This window comes from Aeromonas sp. 130281 (assembly GCF_056642115.1).
On sequence record NZ_JBWVQS010000001.1, the window covers coordinates 1396975 to 1420679 of the forward strand.

Below are 23705 nucleotides of genomic sequence, written 5' to 3' on the forward strand. Positions count from 1 at the left end.
CCATCCCATCATGGGCAAACCACGACAGCACAGGCCCATGATGATAGAATCCCGCGGTTTCACATTTATGAAGAGTCGACCCCATGCCCTGGATACAAATTCGAATCAACGCCACCGCCAAGACCGCGGACAAGGTGAGCAACATGCTGCTGGGGCGTGGAGCCCAGGCGGTGACCTTTATGGATGCCCAGGATGTGCCCGTCTACGAGCCACTGCCTGGTGAAACGCCGCTCTGGGGCGAGACCGAGGTGATGGGGCTGTTCGATGCCGAAACCGACCCGGCTCCCACCATCGCCTTCTTCCAGCAGATCTTCGGGGAAGACGTCGGCTACAAGGTCGAGCAGCTGGAAGACAAGGACTGGGTGCGCGAGTGGATGGATCACTTCCACCCCATGCAGTTCGGCGAGCGCCTCTGGATCTGCCCGAGCTGGCGCGACGTGCCGAATCCCGATGCGGTCAACGTCATGCTGGATCCGGGTCTGGCCTTCGGTACCGGCACCCACCCCACCACGGCGCTCTGCCTGCAGTGGCTGGACGGGCTGGATCTGGCCGGCAAGACGGTGGTCGACTTCGGTTGCGGCTCCGGCATCCTCGGTATCGCCGCCCTCAAACTCGGCGCCGCCCGGGTCATCGGCATCGACATAGACCCGCAGGCCATCCAGGCCAGCCATGACAACGCCGAGCGCAACGGCGTTGCGGGCCAGATCGAGCTCTACCTGCCGGCCGACCAGCCGCAAGACGTTGAAGCGGACGTCGTCGTCGCCAACATCCTCGCCGGCCCGCTGCGGGAGCTGGCGCCGCTCATCGCCGGCCACGGCAAGCCCGGCAGCCTGATGGCGCTCTCCGGCGTGCTGGAGAGCCAGGCCCCGGAGCTGGAGACCATCTACGGCCAGTGGTTCGACATGGACCCGACTGCGGTGAAGGAAGAGTGGTGTCGTCTCTCAGGCCGCAAGCACGGCTGATAGAGAGCGTTATCCTGCTATGCAGACCAACAAGGGCACCCCAGGGTGCCCTTGTCGTTTCCCGGCGCCAGCTGCGCACCCTTCTGCCCACTCTGGGGAGAGCTTCACGCTTCTATCCCCCTCGATGGCTTATGCTCTCCTCCTCCACCCCATTGAGGCCCAGCCATGACCGAATACGAAAAGATGATCGCCAGCCAACCTTACAACTGCATGGCCCCCGAGCTGGATCTCCTGCGCCGGGAGACGGCGCGCCGCTATCGCCACTTCAATCGCAGCGACGAGGAGGAGCAAGAGGCCCTGCTCAGCGAGATCGTCGGCGAGCTGGCGGAGGAGGCCTTTATCTGCCCGCCCCTCTACTGCACCTATGGCCGCCACATCCACCTTGGCGAGCGCAGCTACATCAACATGGGGGCCACCCTGCTGGACAACGCGCCTATCCGTATCGGCGCCGACGTCATGATAGGGCCGAACGTGCAGATCTATACCGCCGCCCACGCCCTGGACGCCGATGAGCGCATCCAGGGGGTGGAGACGGCGCTGCCGGTCACCATAGAAGACAGGGTCTGGATCGGCGGTGGCGCCATACTGCTGCCGGGGATCACCATAGGGCGGGAGGCCATCGTCGGCGCGGGGGCCGTGGTGACCAGAGACGTCCCGGCCGGAGCCCGGGTGGTGGGCAATCCGGCCCGCATCCTGCCCGCCAGAGTCTAGATGCCAGTGACCGGGAGGTAGGGGCCCATAAACGTACAGCCCTATGTCACCAAGGCCCAGCGATAGTGTAAAAAGATGCCGCCCACAGACGCCGTGGGGCTGGCGCAGAAAACCGCCCATAAAAATAAAGCCCAATGTCATAACGACGCTGGGCTGTAAAAAGGTGCTACGGAATTGCGACTCTCATCGCAGAAAATTAGAAGGGGTCACCTTCTAAACTGGCAATGGGATAATAACGGGGCGCAAACGTTTTACATAGGGTAATCAACCAGGATTGAGAACAGCCTCTCACTATTCAAAAAATTCCCAGGCAAGCCCGAACTCCCCCTTGGCAAGTTTCCATTTATCAGTACAGCCTGACACCATTTGGGGGGAAATAAAAAAGCCCTGAATAATCAGGGCTTTTCTGCACTATCTTCGACTCAGAAGCGACGGACGAAGTCAGCGACAGGCAACTCCCGCAGCTTGCGCGCCTCCAGCATGGGGGTGCCCAGGTAGAGGAAGCCCACCAGTTGATCGTCCGGTGCCAGCCCCAACCCCTGATTGATCCCCTCGTCGAAGATGAACCAGCCGGAGCGCCAGATGCCGTTGAACCCCTGTGCCTGGGCCGCCATCTGCATCGCCATCAGGGCGCAGCCGGCGGAGAGCTCCTGCTCCAGTTTAGGTACCTTGGGGTGTGCCTGATAGCGGGTCGCGACGGCCACCACCAGGGGCGCGCGCAGGGGCGCGGCGCGGCTCTTCTCGATGCTATCTTCATCCTCGCCGCGGGCGCGAGCGGCGTCCGCCAGCAGGGCCCCCAGACGCTCACGCCCCTCCCCTTCAAACAGGATGAACTGCCAGGGGGTCAGGGTGCCGTGATCCGGCGCCCGCAGGCCGGCCTTCAGAATATTGTCGAGCACCTCGCCACTCGGGGCCGGGGTGGTCAGACGGCCACAGGAGTGGCGATTGAGTAACAGGGAGAGGGCATCCATGGTCAGTTCCTTATCAGGAGGCAATGATGGCGCTACCTTAGCACAGCCCGAAGGGGAGCACAGCCAGGGCCACTCGGCGCCACCAATGAAAACCCCCTGATAGTCAGGGGGTTATCTTCATGCTGTCGGCTCAGGCCAAGGCGCTAGATGACGGACGCCAGCTCGGCCCCCTGGCGGATGGCGCGCTTGGCGTCCAGCTCCGCCGCCACGTCGGCACCGCCTATGATGTGCACCGGCTTGCCCGCCGCCTGCAGGCCGGCCTGCAGCTCCCGCAGGGGTTCCTGTCCGGCGCAGATGATCACCTGATCCACCGGCAGGCACTGTCTGGCTTCCCCCACCTGGATGTGCAGCCCCTCGTCGTCGATGCGCAGGTACTGCACGCCGGAGAGCATCTGCACCTTGCGGTTCTTCAATACGGTGCGGTGGATCCAGCCTGTGGTCTTGCCGAGGCCATCCCCCACCTTGCTCTCCTTGCGCTGGAGCAGCCAGATCTGGCGCTCGGGCGCGTCGATCACAGGCGTCATCAGACCGCCGCGCTCACCGAGGCTCTTGTCGATGCCCCACTCCCTGAGCCAGTGATCGCGATGATGATCCGCGCTCCCCTCCGCCTTCTTCTCCACCAGGAACTCGGCCACGTCGAAGCCGATGCCGCCGGCCCCGATCACCGCCACCTTGTTGCCCACCGGCTTGCCATCGCGCAGCACGTCGAGGTAACTCAGCACCTTGGGGTGATCGATGCCGGGAATGTTGGGGGTGCGAGGACGTATGCCGGTGGCGAGGATCACCTCGTCAAAACCGCCGCCAAGCAGGCTCTCGGCACTCTGGCGCTGGCCGAGATAGAGTTCGACGCCGCACTTCTCCAGCCGCCTGGCGAAGTAGCGCAGGGTCTCGTGAAACTCCTCCTTGCCCGGGATCTGCTTGGCGAAGTTGAACTGGCCGCCTATGGTCGGCGCCTGATCGAACAGGCTGACCTGATGGCCGCGCTCGGCGGCGTAGCAGGCGAATGCCAGTCCGGCCGGCCCGGCCCCCACCACCGCCAGCTTCTTGGGCTGGGGCACCCGGCCAAACGTCAGCTCGGTCTCGAAGCAGGCGCGGGGATTGACCAGGCAGGAGGCGCGCTTCTGCTTGAACACGTGATCCAGGCAGGCCTGGTTGCAGGCGATGCAGGTGTTGATCTCGTCCGCCCGGTTCTCGGCGGCCTTGATGACAAACTCGGGATCCGCCAGGAAGGGGCGCGCCATGGAGACCATATCCGCCTCCCCCTGCGCCAGGATGCGCTCGGCCACCTCGGGGGTGTTGATCCGGTTGGTGGTGATAAGCGGCACTGTGAGGTGCTTTTTCAGCTCGGCGGTCACCCAGCTGAAGGCCCCGCGCGGCACGCTAGTGGCTATGGTGGGGATGCGCGCCTCGTGCCAGCCGATGCCGGTGTTGATGAGGCTCACCCCGGCCTGCTCCAGCGCCTTCCCGAGCGCTATCACCTCCTCCAGGGAGGAGCCCTTCTCCACCAGATCCAGCATGGAGAGCCGGAAGATGATGATGAAGTCGCTGCCGACCCGCTCGCGAATGGCCCGCACGATTTCCAGCGGGAAACGCATGCGGTTTTCGCTGCTGCTGCCCCAGCCGTCGCTGCGCTGGTTGGTGCGCTCGCAGATGAACTGGTTGATGAGATAGCCTTCCGACCCCATCACCTCGACACCGTCATAGCCCGCCGCCTTGGCCAGTGCCGCGGTAGAGGCAAAGTCCCTGATGGTGCCGCGGATCTGCCGCTCGCTCATGGCCCGCGGCTTGAACGGAGAGATGGGAGCCCGGATGGCACTCGGCGCCAGGCTGAACGGATGATAGGCATAGCGACCGGCATGGAGGATCTGCAGGGCTATCTTGCCCCCCTCCTGATGCACGGCGCCGGTCACCTTCTTGTGCTTGGCGACCTGCCAAGGGAAGCTGAGCTGCGAGCCATGGGGCACCAGGCGCCCCCGCAGGTTGGGGGCTATGCCGCCGGTGACGATGAGGGCGACACCGCCGCGGGCGCGCTCGGCGTAGAAGGCGGCCAGCTTGTCAAAGCCCCCCTTCTCCTCCTCGAGACCGGTATGCATGGAGCCCATCAATACCCGGTTCTTGAGCTGGGTAAAGCCGAGATCCAGGGGAGTCAGCAAGGTTGGATAAAGGCTCATGATGAACTCCTTTTCGAGGCAGACGCGCAGGATGCCGCGAGCACATGGTGACGCAAGAGAGGAGAGCGAGGGATCAGCAGGGTGGGGTAGCGGCTCACAGGGCCTCCAGTTAATTTTTTGTTATCAAACTGAGGCTAGAGTAAAGAATCGAAAATCCTTTTTCAAACAAATGTTTGGACATTTTTTCAGCGAACAGCCGTGTCCCGAAGCCAGGGGGAGCGATCGCGGCCAAGGGAAAATGGCAATTGGCGGGTCAACTGGTTAATAATGCCCTTCTCTACCCATTAACAGGGCGTTAGCACGGCTATGTCTATTTTCAAAGGTCTGGGGTGGCTGTTTCGCAGCCTCTGGCGTCTGCTCAACTTTACCCGCTTGATGCTGGTCAATCTGCTGTTTCTCGTCGTCGTGCTGGTCATCGCCTTCAGCCTCAACCAGAGCGAGACACCCGGCACCCCCATAGAGGGCGCCCTCACCCTCAATCTCACCGGCGTGCTGGTGGAGCAACGCACCCAGACCGATCCGACGGTGCAACTGCTGCGGCAGATGGAGAAGAGCGACGATCAGCCGAGCGAAATCGTCCTCTCCGACCTGCTGTGGGCCATCAAGAGTGCCAAGGATGACGATCGCATCAAGGCGCTGGTGATCAAGCCCCAGGGACTGCAGGGGGCCAGCCTCTCCAAGCTGCAGGAGGTGACGAGCGCCATAGACGCATTCAAGGAGAGCGGCAAGCCGGTCATCGCCATGGCCGACTACTACAGCCAGGGCGCCTACCTGCTCGCCGCCCATGCCGATCACGTGCTGCTCAACCAGAGCGGCGCCGTGCTGATCGAAGGCTTTGGGGTCTACCAGACCTACTTCAAGTCGGCGCTGGAGAAGCTCAACGTCACCCCCCATGTGTTCAAGGTCGGCACCTACAAATCCTTCGTCGAGCCCTATACCCGTGACGAGATGTCCCCCGAGAGCAAGGAGGCGAACCAGCGCTGGCTGGATCAACTGTGGCAATCCTATGTCACCGACGTAGCCGAGCAGCGGGAGATAGAGCCCGATGCCGTCGCGCCGAACAAGGATCACTTCCTCGAACTGCTGCGCAAGGCCGGTGGCAATGCTGCCAGCTACGCCCTCGACAACGGTCTGGTGGATCAGCTCGCCACCCGGGACGAGATGACCCAGGCGGTCATCAAGGAGGTGGGCGAGAGCGAGGATCACAGCTGGAAAGGGGTCGGCCTGAAAGAGTATCTGGCCGCCATCCCCGAGCAATATCCCCAGAGCGGCAAGGATGAGGTGGGCCTCATCACCGCCAGCGGCGCCATCATGGACGGGATCCAGCCGGCCGGCACCATAGGCGGCGACAGTCTCTCCGATCTGCTGGCCGAGGCCCGCCGCGACGATCAGGTGAAAGCCGTGGTACTGCGAGTCGACAGCCCGGGGGGCAGTGCCTTCGCCGCCGAGCAGATCCGCGCCGAGCTGCTGGCCCTGAAACAGGCGGGCAAGCCGGTGGTCATCTCCATGGGCAGCTACGCCGCCTCCGGGGGTTACTGGATCTCCGCCGATGCGGACAAGATCTTCGCCTCCCCCACCACACTCACCGGCTCCATCGGGGTGTTCGGCATGTTCGCCACCATCGACAAGGCGCTCTCCCAGTACGGGGTGCACACCGACGGCGTCGGCACCACGGACTTCGTGGGGGTCGGGCTGACCCGGGCCCTGCCGGAACATGTCGGTCAGGCTATCCAGCTGAGCGTGGAAGACACCTATCAGCGCTTCGTCGGTCTGGTCGGCAAGGGCCGGGGTCTGAGCCCGGAAGAGGCGGAGAAAGCCGCCGAAGGCCGGGTCTGGACCGGTCAGGATGCCAAGGAGCTGGGGCTGGTGGACGAGTTCGGCAACCTGGACGACGCCCTCAAGGCCGCCGCCGAGCTCGCCAACCTCAAGAGCTGGCAGGTCACCCCCATAGCGCCGGAAGAGTCGGCAAGGGACAAGTTCCTGCGCGAGCTGTTTGACAGCAGCGCCCAGGCGCTGGCCCCGCACCTGCAAAGCTGGCTGCCCGCCGGGTTTGGCAAGGCGCTGGTGGAGATGAACCGCAGCCTGGACCCGCTGACCCGCTTCAATGACCCGCAAGGCACCTACGCCTTCTGCCCGGTCTGCGTGCCCTGATCCGGCAGCGAGAATAAAAAAACCGCCGAATGGCGGTTTTTTTATCCTCAGCACTCCATGGCGGTCAGCCCAGCAGGCCCGCATCCACCCAGTGCTGCAGCTCGGCCAGCACCCTCGTCTCCCGCACCGTCCACTGGGGGCAGGGACCGGCCAGCTGGGTCTTGTTGGTCTGCAGGGCCTCTTCCAGTGCGAACCAGCCCGGGGTGAAGCCAAGCCGTATCTCGTAGGGCTGGGGGAGCGGCTCGCTCCAGGCTTCCCCCACCTGGCAGAGGTAGTAGAAGGAGCGGATGCAGTAGGCGTCGTAGTCGGCCTCGCGGGCGGCGCGAAACTCCCGGGTCTGCCCGAGCCGCAGGCCCACGGCCACCAGCTCGGCGCCGCACTCCTCCCGCAGCTCCCGGGCCAGGGCCGTATGGTGACACTCCCCCGCCTCTATGCCGCCCCCGGGAAACATGAGATCCCCGTTGACGCGAGAATGCACCAGCAGCAGTTCATCCCCGCGCATCACCACGGCCCTGACCGTGGTCCGCTCGAGCACCCGCCCCTCGCAGGGCACCTGACCATGGACGAGGCGGATGTCGAAGGCATGGGCCCACTCGGGGGCGCCGGATGGCAGCGGTATCATGGGGCCTGGTAGCTCCCGGCTCTGAGCGCGTCGACTATGGTGGCGGCCTGCTCGTCCAGCCCCTCCTGCTGCGCCTTGCCGATGGCGTGGTAGATCCCGAGACGGGTGGACGAGACCTCGGGACTCTCCTGGAATGACTCGCTCACCTTGCCCCACAGATAGGCCTGATCAAACGCCTTCTGCCCCATGTAGAGGGTGCTGAGGGCGGTGAGGATCCGGCTGTTGACCTTGTCCCCTTCCCCATAGAGGGAGAGGGCATGATGCATCAGGGCGATGGCCTTTTGGGGCTCGCTCTTGGCATAGATGCCCCCCAGGGCCAGTTGCAACTCAGGCTCCTCGAGGGCGGGGGTTCCTTCCAGCGCCAGGAAGCTGGCACGGGCCGCGGGATTGGTGTTGTTGGTCCAGTGCCACAGCAGCAGATAGGGATCCTGGGAGCCACGGGTCTGCGCATCCAGCTGCTCCAGCTGAGTGCCGGCGGCCAGCATGCCCTCCACCCTGGGGCTCTTCTGCTCCCGGGCCCGCTTGTATTCGATGTTGGTGGAGTGTTCGGCGCACTGCAGGTAACGCTCCAGGCCGCGCATCAGCTCGTACCTCTGCCTGTCCGTCCCTTCCTCCTGGAGGTAGTAGCGGGCGCGGATGACATCGCTGCGCTCATGGCGACACCAGCCGTCGTCCACCAGGTCCGCGCACAGGGCGGGATATTGGGAGCAAATGTTGTGGATCCTGTCGTCATCGCAGGCCATCAGCGTCAGACAACAGGCGAGAGGGAGCAGTAACGGACGCTGTGAGAATAGGGTCATGGTTCACATCTGGTTGGTAACAATCGCAACCCGCCCTGGCCACCGCCAACTAGCAAACAGGCTACATATCCATTACAATGCGCGCGCCGTATAAGGCCGCGACTGCAGAATAATATAACGAAACCGTCAGCCCTACACTGATCTGCATTCGACGAATTTCAATTTGCCCAGGCAACTTGCTTCAACAACGTGAAATAAAGGATCTGGTTAATGACCCACGAGCACTACTTGCAGGCGTGGCAGGAGAGCCAGGAGCTCGCCGAAGCCATGCAGCCCTTGATTGGTCGCCTCTACCGCCAGCAAGGGATAGAAATCACCGTCTACGGGCGCCCCCTGCAGAACGCCTCCACCATCGACATCCTCAAGGCCCATCGGGTCGTTCGCCGCCACCAGGGCACCCCCCTCCCCATCCAGCAAAGCTTCCCCCTGCTCCAGGCCATGGTCGCCCTGAACCCGACCGCCGCCGAAGTGGACCTCGGCAAGCTGGCGGTGGGTTACTGGCAGGATCACCAGGATGAGGCCGGCATAGACGACTACCTGCGCGCCAGGCTGGCCCCGGCCCTGAACCGGGACAGCGTGCCCGCCCCGACCGATGTGGTGCTCTACGGCTTTGGCCGCATCGGCCGCCTGCTGGCCCGGCTGCTGATCGAGCGCACCGGCGCCGCCAACTCCCTGCGCCTGCGCGCCATCGTCGTGCGCGGCGGTCGCGAGGGGGATCTGGAGAAGCGGGCCAGCCTGCTGCGCCGCGACTCGGTGCACGGCCCCTTCAACGGCTCCATCGAGGTGGATAACGAGCGCAGCGCCATCATCGCCAACGGCACCTTCATCCAGGTGATCTACGCAAACAGCCCGGCCGACATCGACTACACCGCCCATGGCATCGACAATGCGCTGATCGTCGACAACACCGGGGTCTGGCGTGACGAGGCGGGTCTGTCCGAGCACCTCAAGGCGCGCGGCGCCGCCCGGGTGCTGCTGACCGCCCCCGGCAAGGGGGAGATGAAGAACGTGGTGTTCGGGGTCAACCACGAAGTGATAGGCCCGGATGACAAGATCATCTCCGCCGCCTCCTGCACCACCAACGCCATCACCCCTGTGCTCAAGGTGATGCAGGACAAGTACGGCATCCGCCACGGCCACGTGGAGACGGTGCACTCCTACACCAACGATCAGAACCTGATCGACAACTATCACAAGGGGGAGCGGCGCGGTCGCAGCGCGGCCCTCAACATGGTGATGACCAGCACGGGCGCCGCCAAGGCGGTGGCCAAGGCGCTGCCGGAGCTCAAGGGCAAGCTGACCGGCAACGCCATCCGGGTGCCCACCCCCAATGTGTCGCTCGCCATCATCAATCTGTCTTTGGAGCAGGCCACCGACCGGGAGAGCCTCAACGCCTATCTGCAGCAGATGGCGCTGAGCTCGGCCCTGCACCGCCAGATCGACTTCAGCGCCAGCACCGAGCTGGTCTCCTCCGACATGGTGGGTTCCCGCTTCGCGGGCATAGTGGACTCCCAGGCCACCATAGCCGAGGGGGATCACTGCGTGCTGTACGTGTGGTATGACAACGAGTTCGGGTACAGTTGTCAGGTAGTGCGGGTGATGGAGCAGATGGCCGGCGTAGTCCGTCAGGATCTACCGGCATAGTACGCGAGGATCTACCGGCATAGTCCGCCAGGATCTGCCCACCTGATCCCTTCATGGCTCAATTTGCAAGGAGAGGCCGATGTCGTTTCAACAAGTGATAGGGCAGATGCCCAAGGAAGTGTACGAGCGGCTCAAGACCGCGGTCGAGCTGGGCAAGTGGCCGGACGGCCAGCCCCTCACCGAGGAGCAGAAGGCCACCTCGCTGCAGGCCGTGATGGCCTGGCAGGCGATGCACCTTGCCGATCCCGAGCACATGAACATAGGCCGCGACGGCGAGATCGTGATGAAGAGCAAGAGCGAGCTCAAGCGCCAGTATCGCGATGAGGAAGAGATAGTGCGGATTGACCTCAACCACTGAGACTGACCCGCCCGCCACAACTAAAAAGGGGAGCCATCATGGCTCCCCTCTTTTTCCACTCTCCCCCATGGTGGGGAGGTCAGAAGCTGTTCACGACCTGTAGCGAGAAGGCGTCAGCAAGGTGAAAGCAGCGCAGGAACCGGAGCGTATAGATATACGTGAGGATTCCGAGCAGCACATGAGCCTTGATCACGGCTTCGCAGTAAGATCGTGGGCAGTTTCTCAGGGGGTCAGCTCACCCCGCAGGGACTGCTGCATCAGCTCGCGAATGCGCGGCGCGGGCAGATCCTGGCTCAGCAGGAAGTGCAGCTTGGTCAGCGCCGCCTCGGCCGTCATGTCGAAGCCCGAGATGACCCCGGCCCGGGAGAGGGCGTTGCCGGTGGCATAGCCCCCCATGTTGACCTTGCCGTGCAGGCACTGGCTCAGGTTGACTATGATGACGCCCCGGGCCGACGCCTCGGAGAGCAGCGCCAGCATGGCCGGGTTCTGGGGCGCATTGCCCACCCCGAAGGAGAGCAGGATCAGCGCCCGCACCGGTTGCTGCAGTATGTTGGCGATCACCTCCGCCGAGATGCCCGGATAGAGGGTCACCACACCGATGGGCTGGGGTGTGATGTCGTGCAGCACCAGCGGCCGCTCGGACGGCACGCCCAGCTCCCCCGCTTCCAGGGAGATGGCGATGCCGGCATTGAGCAGCGGCGGGTAGTTCGGTGAATCGAAGGCGTGGAAGCCGTCCGCGTGCACCTTCTTGCTGCGGTTGCCGCGATAGAGCTGGTTGTTGAAAAACAGCGTGACCTCGTGGATCGGGTAGTTGGCCGCGATATAGAGGGCATTGAGCAGGTTCTGCTGGCCGTCGGAGCGCAGCTCGGCAAGCGGGATCTGGGAGCCGGTGATGATGACCGGCTTGTGCAGATCTTCGAGCATGAAGGAGAGGGCCGAGGCGGTGAACGACATGGTGTCGGTGCCGTGCAGGATCACGAAGCCGTCGTACTGCTCGTAGTTGTCACGAATGTCCTCGGCGATGCGCTGCCAGTCCGCCGGGGTCATGTCGGAGGAGTCGATGAGGGGGGCATATTCGTGGATATGATAATCCGGCATCTCGGGCCGGTGGAACTCGGGCATCCGGGCCAGACAATCTTCCATGAAACCCGCCATCGGCACATAACCGTGGTCGGAACGCTGCATCCCTATGGTGCCGCCCGTGTAGGCGATATAGATAGACTTCTTCACACCCTCTCCTCTCTCTGGACTGACAACCGGCAGACAATTCAAGGTTCAACCGGTTCCTTCACTTCCTATTCCGGTGCCGCTCATGGGCGGGAAACTGGCGAATTATAGAGACTGCCGCTGCAAATGACAGCAGTCATTGTTGCGGGCCGGAGCACACCCAGGACATAGTGTTAAATGCTAGGTTAATGCACTGTTTTGAGCATTAATATGATGAACATGGATATAAACGGTGATTTTTGCTACTATCCGGCGGATTTTTCATGAATGTCATCTGGATGCCTGATGAAATCGGGCTCGCATCGATCCCATTTTTGCCTGGGACTGGGCCTGTGGCCCCCTCTTGAACTGGCGCCTGCGCCACACTGTTTTTATCCCGGCTGAATCTGTGAGTCTTTCTCGCCAAAGACACAGCCGATCAACATGGGAGTACCGCATGATACAACTTGATTCCTACGCCACCCTGGTCGCCGCCACCCTGGTGCTGCTGCTCGGCCGTCTGCTGGTCAACCGGATTGGCCCCCTGCGTACCTTCAACATCCCCAAACCGGTGGCAGGCGGCCTGGTGGTCGCCCTGGTGCTGCTGCTGCTGCGCTCCACCATGCAGCTTGAACTGCAATTTGACACCACACTGCAAACCCCGCTGATGCTGGCTTTCTTCGCCTCCATCGGCCTCTCCGCCGATCTGGGCAGCCTCAAGCGCGGCGGCAAGGCGGTGATCACCTTCCTGCTGGTGGTCACCGGCCTGCTGCTGGTGCAAAACAGCCTGGGTGTGGGTCTGGCGACCCTGCTCGGCCTGGATCCCCACATGGGGCTGCTGGCTGGCTCCATCACCCTCTCCGGCGGCCACGGTACCGGCGCGGCCTGGGGCTCCATCTTCACCGAGAAGTACGGCGTGCAATCCGCCGCCGAGCTCGCCATCGCCTGCGCCACCTTCGGTCTGGTGCTGGGGGGGCTGATCGGCGGGCCTGTCGCCCGCTACCTGGTGAAGAAGGTGCAGGTGCCCGGCGAGGAGCACAACCGTGACGGCGCCCCCCAAGGCTTCGAGATGCCTGACATGGAGCGCCCCCTCACCACCTTCAGCGTGATCGAGACCCTGGCTCTCATCGCCATCAGCCTGAAGGGGGGTGAGATGCTCTCCCTCTACCTCAAGGGCAGTGCCCTGGAGCTGCCGGTGTTCGTCTGCGTGCTCTTCGTCGGCGTGCTGCTGCGCAATCTGCTGACCATGCTGAACTGGCACGAGGTGAGCGATCGGGAAGTCTCCCTGCTCGGCAACGTCAGCCTGTCGCTCTTCCTCGCCATGGCGCTGATGAGCCTGAAGCTGTGGGATCTCGCCAGCCTGGCCCTGCCCATCTTCATCCTGCTGGCCGCTCAGACGGTGGCGATGGCGCTCTACGCCATCTTCGTCACCTTCAGGGTCATGGGCCGCAACTATGACGCGGCCGTGCTGGCGGCGGGCCACTGCGGCTTCGGTCTGGGGGCCACTCCCACCGCCATCGCCAACATGCAGGCCATCACCCAGCGCTTCGGCCCCTCCCACCTGGCGTTCCTGGTGGTGCCCATGGTGGGCGCCTTCTTCATCGACATCATCAACGCCGTGGTGATCAAGCTGTTCCTGGCCCTGCCCTTCCTGTAAGCCCTGCGCCAGACCCCGTATGAATGAGCCCACCTTTTGGTGGGCTCTTTGCTTGCTGGCTCCCGCACCTTGCACCTCCATAGCGTCTGGGGCGTCCCCTGACGCATCCCATCGAGGCACTGGCCGGATGGTGGACAACAAAAAGCCCCGCACTCTCGTGCGGGGCTTTGACATGGGAGGGCGCCGGGATGGCGCCGCTTCCCGACCCTGCCTTACAGGATGAAGGTCGACACCTGCTGGTTCAGGTTGGTGGCACGTCCCTTGAGGTGGTGCGCCTGATCCAGATCCCGCATGGCGGCGGCGGTGATCTCGTCGCTCACATCCTTGATGGCGGTGGTGTTCTGGGTGATCTCGCCGGTCACCTGGGTCTGCTCCTCGGCGGCGGTGGCGATCTGGCCCGCCATATCGGAGATGAGGGAGACGGCCTGGGTGATCTCTTCGAGCGCGGCGGCGGCGGCATCGGCGTCCTTGACGCTGTTGTCAGCCAGCCCCTGGCTGGTCTGCATCAGGCTGACCGCGCGGGCCGTGGTCTGCTGCAGAGTCTCTATGGTGGACTGGATCTCCTGGGTGGAGTCCTGGGTACGGCGCGACAGCACCCGCACCTCGTCCGCCACCACGGCGAAACCGCGACCCTGTTCACCGGCACGGGCCGCTTCAATGGCCGCGTTCAGCGCCAGCAGGTTGGTCTGCTCGGCGATGCCCTGAATGGTGGAGAGGATGCCGGAGATGGCCTGGGCGTGGCGGCTCAGCTCGCCGATGACGCCGGTGGCCTGACCCACCTCCTCGGCCAGGTTGTTGATGGACTGGCGGGTCTGGTTCACCAGCATCTTGCCCTGCTCGCTGCTCTGGGCAGATTGCTGGGCGGCGGCGGCGGTGTTCTCGGCGTTGCCGGCGATCTCCATGGTGGCGCTCGCCATCTCGGTGACCGCGGTGGCGACCATGGTCACCTCCTGCTGTTGACGCTGCAGCTCTTCCACCGCGGCCTGGTTGGTCACCAGGCTGCGCTCCGCATCGGCATTCAGCTCGTTGGCCAGCTGGCGGATGTTGCCGATCAGCTGGTGCTGGCTGCCGACGAAGCGGTTGAAGCTGTTGGCCAGCTGACCCACTTCGTCGTTGGCGTCGATCTTGATGCGCTGGGTCAGATCGCCGTTACCGTCGGCGATGCGGGCCAGAGCCTGGGAAACCTTGCCAAGCGGGCCCAGCAGCAGGCTGACCAGCCAGGAGATGGCGATGATGCTGCCCACTAGTACCAGCAGGGCCAGGCCGAGCTGGGTCATCAGCAGGGAGGAGAGCGGCGCCTCCAGGGTGGCCTTGTCCAGCACCAGCACCAGCTCCCAGTCGGTGTTCGGGATGTCTGTCGCCCACAGCAGCTTGTCGCGCCCTTCGTTGTCAAAATAGACGGGGAGCAGGCTGTTGCTGCTCTTGCTCTGTTCGATCAGGGCATTGGAGAGATCGTTGTCGATCTCGCTGGCGGGCTTCATCGCCTTGGCCGCATCTTTATAGGCGATGACGGTGCCGTCCTTGTGCATCAGGATGGCGACACCGTCCGCCGGCAGGGCCATCTTGGTGACATCCTCCACCAGGGAGGCGATGGAGAGGTCGCCGCCGACCACGCCGCCCTGGGCCGGCTGGGCCAGGGTCACCACCATGACGTTGTAGGCCACGTCCAAGTAGGGTTTGGTCACTATCATGCCGCCCTTGGCCATGGCCTCCTGATACCAGCCACGGGAGCGGGGATCATAGCCGTCACGGTTGATGGAGGGATCCGAATCGTTCATCTTGCCGCTGCCCTCACCGAAATAGGTGAGCTGGAAACGGCCCGACACCTGGGCCTGTTGCAGGGCGTTGAGGGGGTCGGGGCCAGCCTTGTTGCCAAGGGCCTGGATCACATCGCGACGGGCGGCAAGCCAGTCACTGACGCTGGCGGCCTGCTGGCTGCCGAGGCGCTGTACCTGTTCCTGACTGCCTTGCAGCAACAGGGACTTCTGGCTGCTGTAGCTCTGCCAGGAGAGCAGCAGGATCACCAGGGAGAGGGCGATCACCACAGACAACAGTATCTTCTGCTTGAGTGATAGGTTTTTCATCGTGCTTTCTTCTTGTGGGGTCAGGAACAGGATTACTCGAAAAGTGCGCGGCACTCCATGTTGTTGTTAGCGGCCAAAGCGCACAGAACTGAAGCGCAGAATGACGCGGCCGGCGATATTTTCCACAAGAAAGCACAAAATGGCCTCCGAAATCGGCGACAGAAGGCGGCCGGGGCCAGCCAACCCTGTTTATTCCTTCCACAATTGGCTAGAATATCCCGTTTTTAAATCACATCGACCCCGAGAGTTTTCACGATGTTTGAAGTCAATCCTGTATTAAACAAGCTTAAGGAGCTGTCTGAGAGGACCGAGCTGCTTAGGGGGTACCTTTGACTATGACGCCAAGAAAGAGCGTCTAGAAGAGGTCAATGCCGAGCTGGAACAGCCGGATGTCTGGAACGAGCCGGAGCGCGCACAGGCGCTGGGCAAGGAGCGCGTGTCCCTGGACAACGTGGTCACCACCATAGATACCCTGACCCAGGGCGTCGATGATGTCGAGATGCTGGTCAGCCTGGCGGTCGAGGGCGAAGACGAGGAGACCTTCAACGAGGCCATCGTCGAAGCCGATCAGCTGGAAGCCAAGCTGGTGGATCTCGAGTTCCGTCGCATGTTCTCCGGTCAGCACGACGGCTCCGACTGCTACATCGACATCCAGTCCGGTTCCGGCGGCACCGAGGCCCAGGACTGGGCCAACATGGTGCTGCGCATGTACCTGCGCTGGGGCGATGCCCACGGCTACAAGCCCGAGCTCATCGAATGCTCGGAGGGCGACGTGGCCGGCATCAAGTCCGCCACCATCAAGTTCACCGGCGAGTATGCCTTCGGCTGGCTGCGCACCGAAACCGGCGTACACCGTCTGGTTCGCAAGTCGCCATTCGATTCCGGTGGGCGTCGCCACACCTCGTTCTGCTCCGTGTTCGTCTATCCCGAGATCGATGATGACATCGAGATCGAGATCAACCCGGCGGATCTGCGCATCGACGTCTACCGCGCCTCCGGTGCCGGTGGTCAGCACGTCAACCGGACCGAGTCCGCGGTGCGTATCACCCACGTCCCCACCGGGGTGGTGGTGCAGTGCCAGAACGACCGTTCCCAGCACAAGAACAAAGATCAGTGTATGAAGCAGCTGAAGGCCAAGCTCTACGAGCTGGAAATTCAGAAGCAGAACGCTGAGAAGCAAGCCCTCGAAGAGACCAAGTCCGACATCGGCTGGGGCAGCCAGATCCGCTCCTACGTACTGGATGACTCCCGTATCAAGGATCTGCGCACCGGCGTCGAGACCCGCAATACCCAATCGGTACTCGACGGCGACTTGGACAAGTTTATCGAAGCCAGCCTGAAATCAGGCCTGTAAACAGAGCAGCAGGAATCACCATGTCTGAACAAACCACTACTCCGGAAGTCGACCAGACTCTCGAACTGAACAACGAGATGACTGAGCGTCGCTCCAAGCTGGCCGCCTTGCGCGCCCAGGGCAACCCTTTCCCCAACGACTTCCGTCGTGACAGCCTGTCCGGCGATCTGCACGCCGAGTTTGGCGACAAGAGCGCCGACGAGCTGGTGGCCTTGAATAAACGGGTGAAGATTGCCGGTCGTATCATGACCCGCCGGATCATGGGCAAGGCTTCCTTCGCTACCCTGCAGGACATGGCTGGCAAGATCCAGATCTACGTGACCCGTGACGACCTGCCGGAAGGCTTCTACAACGAGCAGTTCAAGAAGTGGGATCTGGGGGACATCGTCGGCGTGGAAGGAACCCTGTTCCGCACCAACACCGGCGAGCTCTCCGTCCATGTGGGCGAAATCCGCCTGCTGACCAAGGCACTGCGTCCGCTGCCCGAGAAGCACAAGGGCCTGACCGACCAGGAAGCCCGCTGCCGCCAGCGCTACCTGGATCTGATCGCCAACGAAGAGTCCCGCAAGACCTTCATGATCCGCACCCAGGTAGTGGCCGGTATCCGCAAGTTCTTCAACGAGAAGCGCTTCATGGAAGTGGAAACCCCCATGATGCAGGTCATCCCGGGTGGTGCCTCCGCGCGTCCGTTCGTCACCCACCACAATGCGCTGGACATCGACATGTACCTGCGTATCGCCCCCGAGCTCTATCTGAAGCGTCTGGTGGTCGGTGGTTTCGAGCGTGTCTACGAGATCAACCGCAACTTCCGTAACGAAGGGATCTCGGTGCGTCACAACCCCGAGTTCACCATGATCGAGTTCTACATGGCGTACGCCGATTACATCGATCTGATGGATCTCACCGAGGAGCTGCTGCGCACCCTGGCCCAGGACATCCTGGGTGACACCAAGATCCGTTACGCCAAAGAGGGTGAAGAGGGTCTGACCATCGATTTCGGTCAGCCGTTCCAGCGCCTCACCATGGTCGAGTCCATCCTGAAGTACAACCCGGATGTGACCCTGGCCGACCTGGCCACCCTGGAGAGCGCCAAGGCCGTCGCCAAGCGCCTGCACATCGAGCTGATGAAGGGCTGGGAGCTGGGCCACGTGATCACCGCCATCTTCGAAGAGACCGTTGAGCACATGCTGCTGCAACCGACCTTCATCACCGAGTACCCGGCTGCCGTCTCCCCGCTGGCCCGCCGCAACGACAAGAACCCGGACGTGACCGATCGCTTCGAGTTCTTCATCGGCGGCCGCGAGCTGGCCAACGGCTTCTCCGAGCTGAACGATGCGGAAGATCAGGCCAAGCGCTTCCAGGATCAGGTGAACCAGAAAGAAGCGGGCGACGACGAAGCCATGTTCTATGACGCCGACTTCGTCACCGCGCTGGAACACGGTCTGCCGCCGACTGCCGGTCAGGGCATAGGTATCGACCGTCTGGTGATGCTGTTCACCAACAGCCACACCATCCGCGACGTCATCCTGTTCCCGGCCCTGCGTCCGCAACAGAAATAAGCCTGCCGCTCGGCCAGCCCGAGCGTTCTAGCAATAAAACGCCCCGCAACTGCGGGGCGTTTTTTATGGCGAAGACAACAACCGGCTTGCGGCTCATGGGCCGGGCGGCAGCAGCCACTCCCCCTGCCACAGGGTCAGCGCCTGACCCGACATCCACACCCTGTCCCCCTGCAACTCCAGCACAAGCTCCCCGCCCCGGGCGGAGATCTGGCGCGCCCTCAGTTGCGCCCTGCCGAGGCGCTCGGCCCAGAAGGGCACCAGGGCGCAGTGGTTGGAGCCGGTGACCGGATCCTCCTCCACCCCGACCCAGGGGGCGAAGTAGCGGGAGACAAAGTCATGGTCCGGATCCCTCGACGGCGCCGTCACCATCAGGCCACGACCGGGCAGGGCCCGCAGGGCGTGGAAGTCCGGCTTGAGGGCCTGCACCTCCTGCTCGCTGCCGAGCACCAGCAGGAACTTGGCGCCGGCGGCCAGGGTCTGCAACGGTGTGCAGCCGAGGGCTTTGGCATAAGCGGGATCCAATGTCAGCGGAGCAAGGGGGATGCGCGGAAAGTCGAGCCGGATCCACTCCCCTTCGGCGCTGGCCTCCAGCAGGCCGCTGCGGGTCTCGAAGCGCAGCGTCTGGGAGCGGGCCACGGCCCCGGTCTGCCACAGCACATGGGCCGCCGCCAGGGTGCCGTGACCGCAGAGATCCACCTCGACCGTCGGGGTAAACCAGCGCAGCCGATAGTGCGCCTCCCCCAGGGGGCTGAGGAAAGCGGTCTCCGACAGGTTGAACTCCGCCGCCATGGCCTGCAGCTCGGCATCGCTGCGCTCCGGCCCCAATACGACGATGGCGGGATTGCCCCCGAAGGGGTGCTGGCTGAAGGCATTGACATGGAACAGTCTGGACATCGGCAGATCCTGAAAGGGGACTCAATATTGCGATTTTTATACCACAGCCGGGGAGCCGCTGAGGCGGATTTCGGCTTTATAAATTCATAAATCGCATAAAGAAGATATTTTTATTCTTTGTTGTTATTCATTGCACCCCTTAACCTGACCAAAAATCAGACCATGGAAGACGTGTGTGATGCAATTGACAGCCCCAATACCCAACATAAGCCCGCTCTCTGACGAGCAGCAGCGCCAGCTGAATCAGGTTTTGTCGACCCTCAACACCCAGCAACTCGCCTGGGTGAGCGGTTATCTCTACGGTATTTCCCAATCAGGCGTCCAGAGCGTCGCCACCAGCGCCGCCGTGGCCGCCCCCGGTGGCAGCCTGACCATTCTCTACGGCTCCCAGACCGGCAACGCCAAGGGTGTCGCCAGCGCCATCCAGGCGCAGGCGAAGGCCCACGGCCTGCCGGTGACCCTGACCTCCATGGCGGACTACAAACCCAAGCAGCTCAAGAAAGAGACCCACCTGCTGGTGATAGTGAGCACTTACGGGGAGGGTGAGCCGCCGGAGAGCGCGGTGGATCTGTTCGAGCAGCTCAAGAAGGGCAAGATTGGCAAACTCGAGGGGCTCAAGTTCGCCGTGCTGGGGCTGGGTGATAGCTCCTACGAGTTCTTCTGCCAGACCGGCAAGGACTTCGACGACTTCCTGTCAAAAGCCGGGGCCGAGCGCATTCATGAACTCGCGAGCCTGGACGTGGATTATCAGGAAGCGGCCAAGGCCTGGGGCGAACAGGCGGTCAATGCCGTCGCCGCCACCCTCTCTGCCGGCGCCGCGACTGCCAGCGTGGCGGGCTCGGTGCAGCAAGCCGTCGGCCATAGCCAGTATCACAAGGAGAACCCCTTCCCGGCACGACTCTCGGTCAATCAGAAGATCACCGGTCGCGACTCCACCAAGGACATCCGCCATATCGAGATCAACCTGGAAGAGTCCGGCATCACTTATCAGCCGGGGGATGCCCTGGGCATCTGGTTCGACAACGACGCCGATCTCGTGGGGGAAGTGCTGGCCCTGACCGGTCTCACCGGTGACGAGGCCACCGCCCAGGGTCCGTTGCGCGCGGCCCTGACCCGCCACGTCGAGCTGACTCGGCTGCACGGCGGCTTTATCACTGGTCTTGCCGAGATCTCGGGTAACGCGGCGCTGAAAGATCTGGCCGGCGACAAGGCCCAGGTCAACGCCCTGGTGGCCAGCGCCCAGGTGGTGGATGTGCTGAAACGCTTCCCGACCGCCCTCAGTGCCGAGCAGCTGACCGGCCTGCTGCGCCCCCTCACTCCCCGCCTCTACTCCATCGCCTCCGCCCAGAGCGAGGTAGAGGAAGAGGTGCACCTGACCGTGGGCGTGGTGCGCTACCCCCAGGAAGATGGCACAGTGCGATCTGGCGGCGCCTCCTCCTATCTGGCGGACCGTCTGCCTGAAGACGCCGAAGTCAGAGTGTTCGTGGAGCACAACGACAACTTCCGCCTGCCCGCCAACCCCGACACCCCCGTCATCATGGTGGGCCCGGGCACCGGCATAGCCCCGTTCCGCGCCTTTATGCAGGAGCGGGAAGCCCAAGGGGCGGAGGGCAAGAACTGGCTCTTCTTCGGCAACCCCCACTTCACCCAGGACTTCCTCTATCAGGTGGAGTGGCAGCGTTATGTGAAATCTGGCCTGCTGTCGAAGATCTCCCTGGCCTTCAGCCGGGATCAGGCCAACAAGATTTATGTGCAGGACCGCCTGCGCGAGGCCGGGCTTGAGCTCTACCAGTGGCTGGAAGCAGGCGCTCACTTCTATGTGTGTGGCGACGCCAACCACATGGCGAAGGATGTGCAGGAAGCCCTGCTGGATGTGATTGCCGAACACGGCCACAAGAGTCGTGAGGAAGCAGAAGAGTATCTGAGCGAATTGCGTCGTGCCAAACGTTATCAAAGGGATGTCTATTGATGAGCAAACAACCTCTCTCTCACCAAAAAGCGGGACCGGTCGAAGGGCCGCTGGCTGACAACGAGCGCCTCAAGCGCGAGAGCAACTTCCTGCGCGGCACCATAGCCGAGGATCTGCAGGATCCCCTCACCGGCGGCTTCAACGGCGACAACTTCCAGCTGATCCGCTTCCACGGCATGTATCAGCAGGATGACAGAGACATCCGCCCGGAGCGCACCGCCCAGAAGCTGGAGCCCCTGCACAACGTCATGCTGCGTGCCCGTCTGCCGGGCGGCATCATCACCCCGGCCCAGTGGCAGGTGATCGACAAGTTCGCCGAAGAGCACAGCCTGTACGGCAGCATCCGCCTGACCACCCGCCAGACCTTCCAGTTCCACGGGGTGCTCAAGCGCGACATCAAGCTGATGCACCAGACCCTCAACAGCACCGGCATCGACAGCATAGCCACCGCGGGGGATGTGAACCGCAACGTGCTCTGCACCAGCAACCCGGTGGAGTCCGAGCTGCACCAGGAGGCCTACGAGTGGGCCAAGAAGATCTCCGAGCACCTGCTGCCCAAGACCCGCGCCTACGTGGAGATCTGGCTGGACGGCGAGAAGCTGGGGGGTGACGAGGAGCCGATCCTGGGTTCCAACTACCTGCCGCGCAAATTCAAGACGACCGTGGTGATCCCGCCCCACAATGACGTGGACATCCACGCCAACGATCTCAACTTCGTGGCCATTAGTGATCACGGCAAGCTGGTGGGCTTCAACGTGCTGGTGGGCGGGGGTCTGGCCATGACTCACGGCGACACCAGCACCTACCCGCGCAAGGCGAGCGATTTCGGCTTCATCCCGCTATCCCACGTGCTGGAGGTGGCGGCCGCCGTGGTCAGCACCCAGCGCGACTGGGGCAACAGGGTCAACCGCAAGAACGCCAAGACCAAGTACACCCTCGAGCGAGTGGGGGTCGAGGCCTTCAAGGCCGAGGTGGAGAGCCGGGCCGGCATCCAGTTTGGCGAGGTTCGCCCCTATGAGTTCACCAGCCGTGGCGATCGTTTCGGCTGGGTGGAGGGGATAGACGGCAAGCACCACCTGACCCTCTTCATCGAGAACGGCCGCCTGCTGGACTTCCCGGGCAAGCCCCTCAAGACCGGCATGCTGGAGATCGCCAAGATCCACCAGGGGGACTTCCGTCTCACCGCCAACCAGAATCTCATCATCGCCGGGGTACCTGCCGGCGAGAAGGCCCGCATCGAAGCCCTGGCGCGCCAGTATGGCCTGCTGGACGACGGCGTGAGCGAGCAGCGCAAGCAGTCCATGGCCTGCGTCGCGCTGCCGACCTGCCCCCTGGCGATGGCGGAAGCCGAGCGCATGCTGCCGGCCTTCGTCACCGACATCGAAGGGCTGCTGGCCAAGCACGGTCTGGCGGATGACGCCATCATCTTCCGGGTCACCGGCTGCCCCAACGGCTGCGGCCGCGCCATGCTGGCGGAAGTGGGTCTGGTGGGCAAGGCCCCGGGCCGCTACAACCTGCACCTGGGGGGCAACCTGGAGGGGACCCGCATCCCGCGCCTGCACCTGGAGAACATCACGGAGCCGCAGATCCTGGCGGAGCTGGATGCCCTGATCGGCCGCTGGGCCAGCGAGCGTGACGGGAACGAGTGCTTCGGCGACTTCGTCATCCGCGCCGGGATCATAGCCCCGGTCATCGACTCTGCGAGGGACTTCTATGCAGCCTGAACAGACTGATACCGAGCGGCTGGCGCGCACCGCCGACGGCCGGCTCGACCTCGACGCCCTGCTGGCCCTGGGCCGCGAAGAGCAGACCGAGGCGCTGGCCCCCCTCAACCGGGAGCTGGACGCCATGAACGCCCCCGAGCGGGTGCGCTGGGCCCTGGCGAACCTGCCGGGGCAGCACGTGCTGTCGTCGAGCTTCGGCATCCAGGCGGCGCTGATGCTGCACCTGGTGAGCCGCGAGCGGGCCGATGTACCCGTGGTGCTGACCGATACCGGTTATCTCTTCCCCGAGACCTACCGTTTCATCGACGAGCTGACCGAGCGCCTCGCCCTCAACCTCAAGATCTATCGGGCCGAGCTCAGCCCGGCCTGGCAGGAGGCCCGTTTCGGCCTCTTGTGGGAGCAGGGGGTGGAGGGGATCACCCGCTACAACCAGCTCAACAAGGTGGAGCCCATGGATCGCGCCCTGAGCGAGCTCGGCGCCCGCACCTGGTTCTCCGGCCTGCGCAGGGAGCAGGCGGGCAGCCGTGGCAAGCTGCCGGTGCTGGCCATCCAGCGCGGCCGCTTCAAGTTCCTGCCGGTGATCGACTGGAGCAACAAGGACGTCTTCTACTACTTCAAGGAGCACGACCTGCCCTACCACCCCCTGTGGGAGCAGGGCTACCTCTCGGTGGGCGACGTTCACACCACCGCCAAGTGGGAGCCGGGCATGAGCGAGGAGCAGACCCGCTTCTTCGGCCTCAAGCGCGAATGCGGCCTGCACGAAGAGAACGGCGAGCACGACGGCTCCGGTATCTGAGCCTGGAGCGCAGCCTGTTGCTGCGCCCCGCCCATAAAAAAACGCCCGGCAATGGCCGGGCGTTTTGCTTGC

Annotated in this window: 18 protein-coding genes; 11 read left to right on the forward strand and 7 right to left on the reverse strand. The window is 63.4% G+C overall.

Features of this window, described 5'->3' with window-relative positions; translation table 11 throughout:
* Nucleotides 1-83: 83 nt before the first annotated feature.
* Nucleotides 84-962 carry a 50S ribosomal protein L11 methyltransferase gene (gene prmA, locus AC1IN8_RS06300; RefSeq protein WP_005317670.1) on the forward strand — a complete coding sequence of 293 codons (879 nt, stop codon included), beginning with the start codon at nt 84-86 and terminating at the stop codon, nt 960-962.
* A gap of 165 nt (nt 963-1127) precedes the next feature.
* Nucleotides 1128-1673 (forward strand): sugar O-acetyltransferase, encoded by a 546-nt coding sequence (locus AC1IN8_RS06305; RefSeq protein ID WP_479758386.1) that lies wholly within the window; start codon nt 1128-1130, stop codon nt 1671-1673.
* 422 nt (nt 1674-2095) lie between these two features.
* On the opposite strand, the gene AC1IN8_RS06310 is transcribed toward AC1IN8_RS06305, so the two are convergent.
* Both AC1IN8_RS06310 and AC1IN8_RS06315 read right to left on the reverse strand, forming a co-directional pair.
* A complete protein-coding gene (locus AC1IN8_RS06310) occupies nt 2096-2644 on the reverse strand; it encodes an NAD(P)H nitroreductase (protein WP_139437282.1) in 549 nt (182 codons plus the stop codon).
* A 143-nt stretch (nt 2645-2787) separates the two neighbouring features.
* Nucleotides 2788-4815, reverse strand: coding sequence for an oxidoreductase (locus AC1IN8_RS06315; protein ID WP_479758387.1), 2028 nt, complete (start codon nt 4813-4815; stop codon nt 2788-2790).
* A gap of 306 nt (nt 4816-5121) precedes the next feature.
* On the opposite strand from AC1IN8_RS06315, the gene sppA reads away from it, so the two are divergent.
* Nucleotides 5122-6966, forward strand: a complete 1845-nt coding sequence (gene sppA, locus AC1IN8_RS06320; protein ID WP_479758388.1) for a signal peptide peptidase SppA — start codon at nt 5122-5124, stop codon at nt 6964-6966.
* A 64-nt stretch (nt 6967-7030) separates the two neighbouring features.
* Here the strand turns inward: sppA and AC1IN8_RS06325 are convergent, their stop codons facing one another.
* Complete coding sequence (locus tag AC1IN8_RS06325) at nt 7031-7588, reverse strand: NUDIX domain-containing protein (RefSeq protein ID WP_479758389.1); 558 nt, start codon at nt 7586-7588, stop codon at nt 7031-7033.
* Entirely contained in the window at nt 7585-8388 is an 804-nt protein-coding gene (locus tag AC1IN8_RS06330) for a DUF2989 domain-containing protein (RefSeq protein ID WP_479758390.1), read from the reverse strand. Before AC1IN8_RS06330 ends, AC1IN8_RS06325 begins: the two co-directional genes overlap by 4 nt.
* 210 nt (nt 8389-8598) lie before the next feature.
* Between AC1IN8_RS06330 and AC1IN8_RS06335 the strand changes: the two genes are divergently transcribed.
* A complete protein-coding gene (locus tag AC1IN8_RS06335; protein ID WP_479758391.1) occupies nt 8599-10032 on the forward strand; it encodes a glyceraldehyde-3-phosphate dehydrogenase in 1434 nt (477 codons plus the stop codon).
* Nucleotides 10033-10111: 79 nt separating this feature from the next.
* Complete coding sequence (locus tag AC1IN8_RS06340) at nt 10112-10390, forward strand: YeaC family protein (protein WP_163137374.1); 279 nt, start codon at nt 10112-10114, stop codon at nt 10388-10390.
* A gap of 222 nt (nt 10391-10612) precedes the next feature.
* Here the strand turns inward: AC1IN8_RS06340 and ansA are convergent, their stop codons facing one another.
* On the reverse strand, nt 10613-11620 hold the full coding sequence (gene ansA / locus AC1IN8_RS06345; RefSeq protein ID WP_042648756.1) for an asparaginase: 1008 nt from the start codon (nt 11618-11620) through the stop codon (nt 10613-10615).
* A 433-nt stretch (nt 11621-12053) separates the two neighbouring features.
* Here ansA and gltS point away from each other — a divergent pair, with 433 nt between their 5' ends.
* Nucleotides 12054-13253 (forward strand): sodium/glutamate symporter, encoded by a 1200-nt coding sequence (gene gltS, locus AC1IN8_RS06350; RefSeq protein ID WP_479758393.1) that lies wholly within the window; start codon nt 12054-12056, stop codon nt 13251-13253.
* A gap of 212 nt (nt 13254-13465) precedes the next feature.
* On the opposite strand, the gene AC1IN8_RS06355 is transcribed toward gltS, so the two are convergent.
* Nucleotides 13466-15337, reverse strand: a complete 1872-nt coding sequence (locus AC1IN8_RS06355; RefSeq protein WP_139437272.1) for a methyl-accepting chemotaxis protein — start codon at nt 15335-15337, stop codon at nt 13466-13468.
* Nucleotides 15338-15592: 255 nt separating this feature from the next.
* On the opposite strand from AC1IN8_RS06355, the gene prfB reads away from it, so the two are divergent.
* Together prfB and lysS are read left to right on the forward strand one after the other, a co-directional pair.
* Nucleotides 15593-16691, forward strand: a protein-coding gene (gene prfB / locus AC1IN8_RS06360) for a peptide chain release factor 2 (protein ID WP_139437270.1) whose coding sequence is annotated in 2 segments (ribosomal slippage) — nt 15593-15667 and nt 15669-16691 — 1098 coding nt in all. Because the reading frame shifts where the segments join, the coding sequence is not laid out codon by codon here.
* 20 nt (nt 16692-16711) lie between these two features.
* Nucleotides 16712-18250, forward strand: a complete 1539-nt coding sequence (lysS, locus tag AC1IN8_RS06365) for a lysine--tRNA ligase (RefSeq protein ID WP_202046562.1) — start codon at nt 16712-16714, stop codon at nt 18248-18250.
* Nucleotides 18251-18343: 93 nt separating this feature from the next.
* On the opposite strand, the gene AC1IN8_RS06370 is transcribed toward lysS, so the two are convergent.
* On the reverse strand, nt 18344-19144 hold the full coding sequence (locus AC1IN8_RS06370) for a PhzF family phenazine biosynthesis protein (RefSeq protein WP_479758394.1): 801 nt from the start codon (nt 19142-19144) through the stop codon (nt 18344-18346).
* A gap of 178 nt (nt 19145-19322) precedes the next feature.
* On the opposite strand from AC1IN8_RS06370, the gene AC1IN8_RS06375 reads away from it, so the two are divergent.
* Genes AC1IN8_RS06375 through AC1IN8_RS06385 form a run of 3 tightly spaced genes read left to right on the forward strand, consistent with a single transcriptional unit; the run spans nt 19323 to nt 23633 of the window.
* A complete protein-coding gene (locus tag AC1IN8_RS06375) occupies nt 19323-21113 on the forward strand; it encodes an assimilatory sulfite reductase (NADPH) flavoprotein subunit (protein ID WP_479758461.1) in 1791 nt (596 codons plus the stop codon).
* Nucleotides 21113-22837 (forward strand): assimilatory sulfite reductase (NADPH) hemoprotein subunit, encoded by a 1725-nt coding sequence (cysI, locus tag AC1IN8_RS06380; protein WP_319912679.1) that lies wholly within the window; start codon nt 21113-21115, stop codon nt 22835-22837. The genes AC1IN8_RS06375 and cysI overlap by 1 nt, the downstream gene beginning before the upstream one ends.
* On the forward strand, nt 22827-23633 hold the full coding sequence (locus AC1IN8_RS06385; RefSeq protein ID WP_479758395.1) for a phosphoadenylyl-sulfate reductase: 807 nt from the start codon (nt 22827-22829) through the stop codon (nt 23631-23633). Before cysI ends, AC1IN8_RS06385 begins: the two co-directional genes overlap by 11 nt.
* Nucleotides 23634-23705 lie beyond the last annotated feature (72 nt).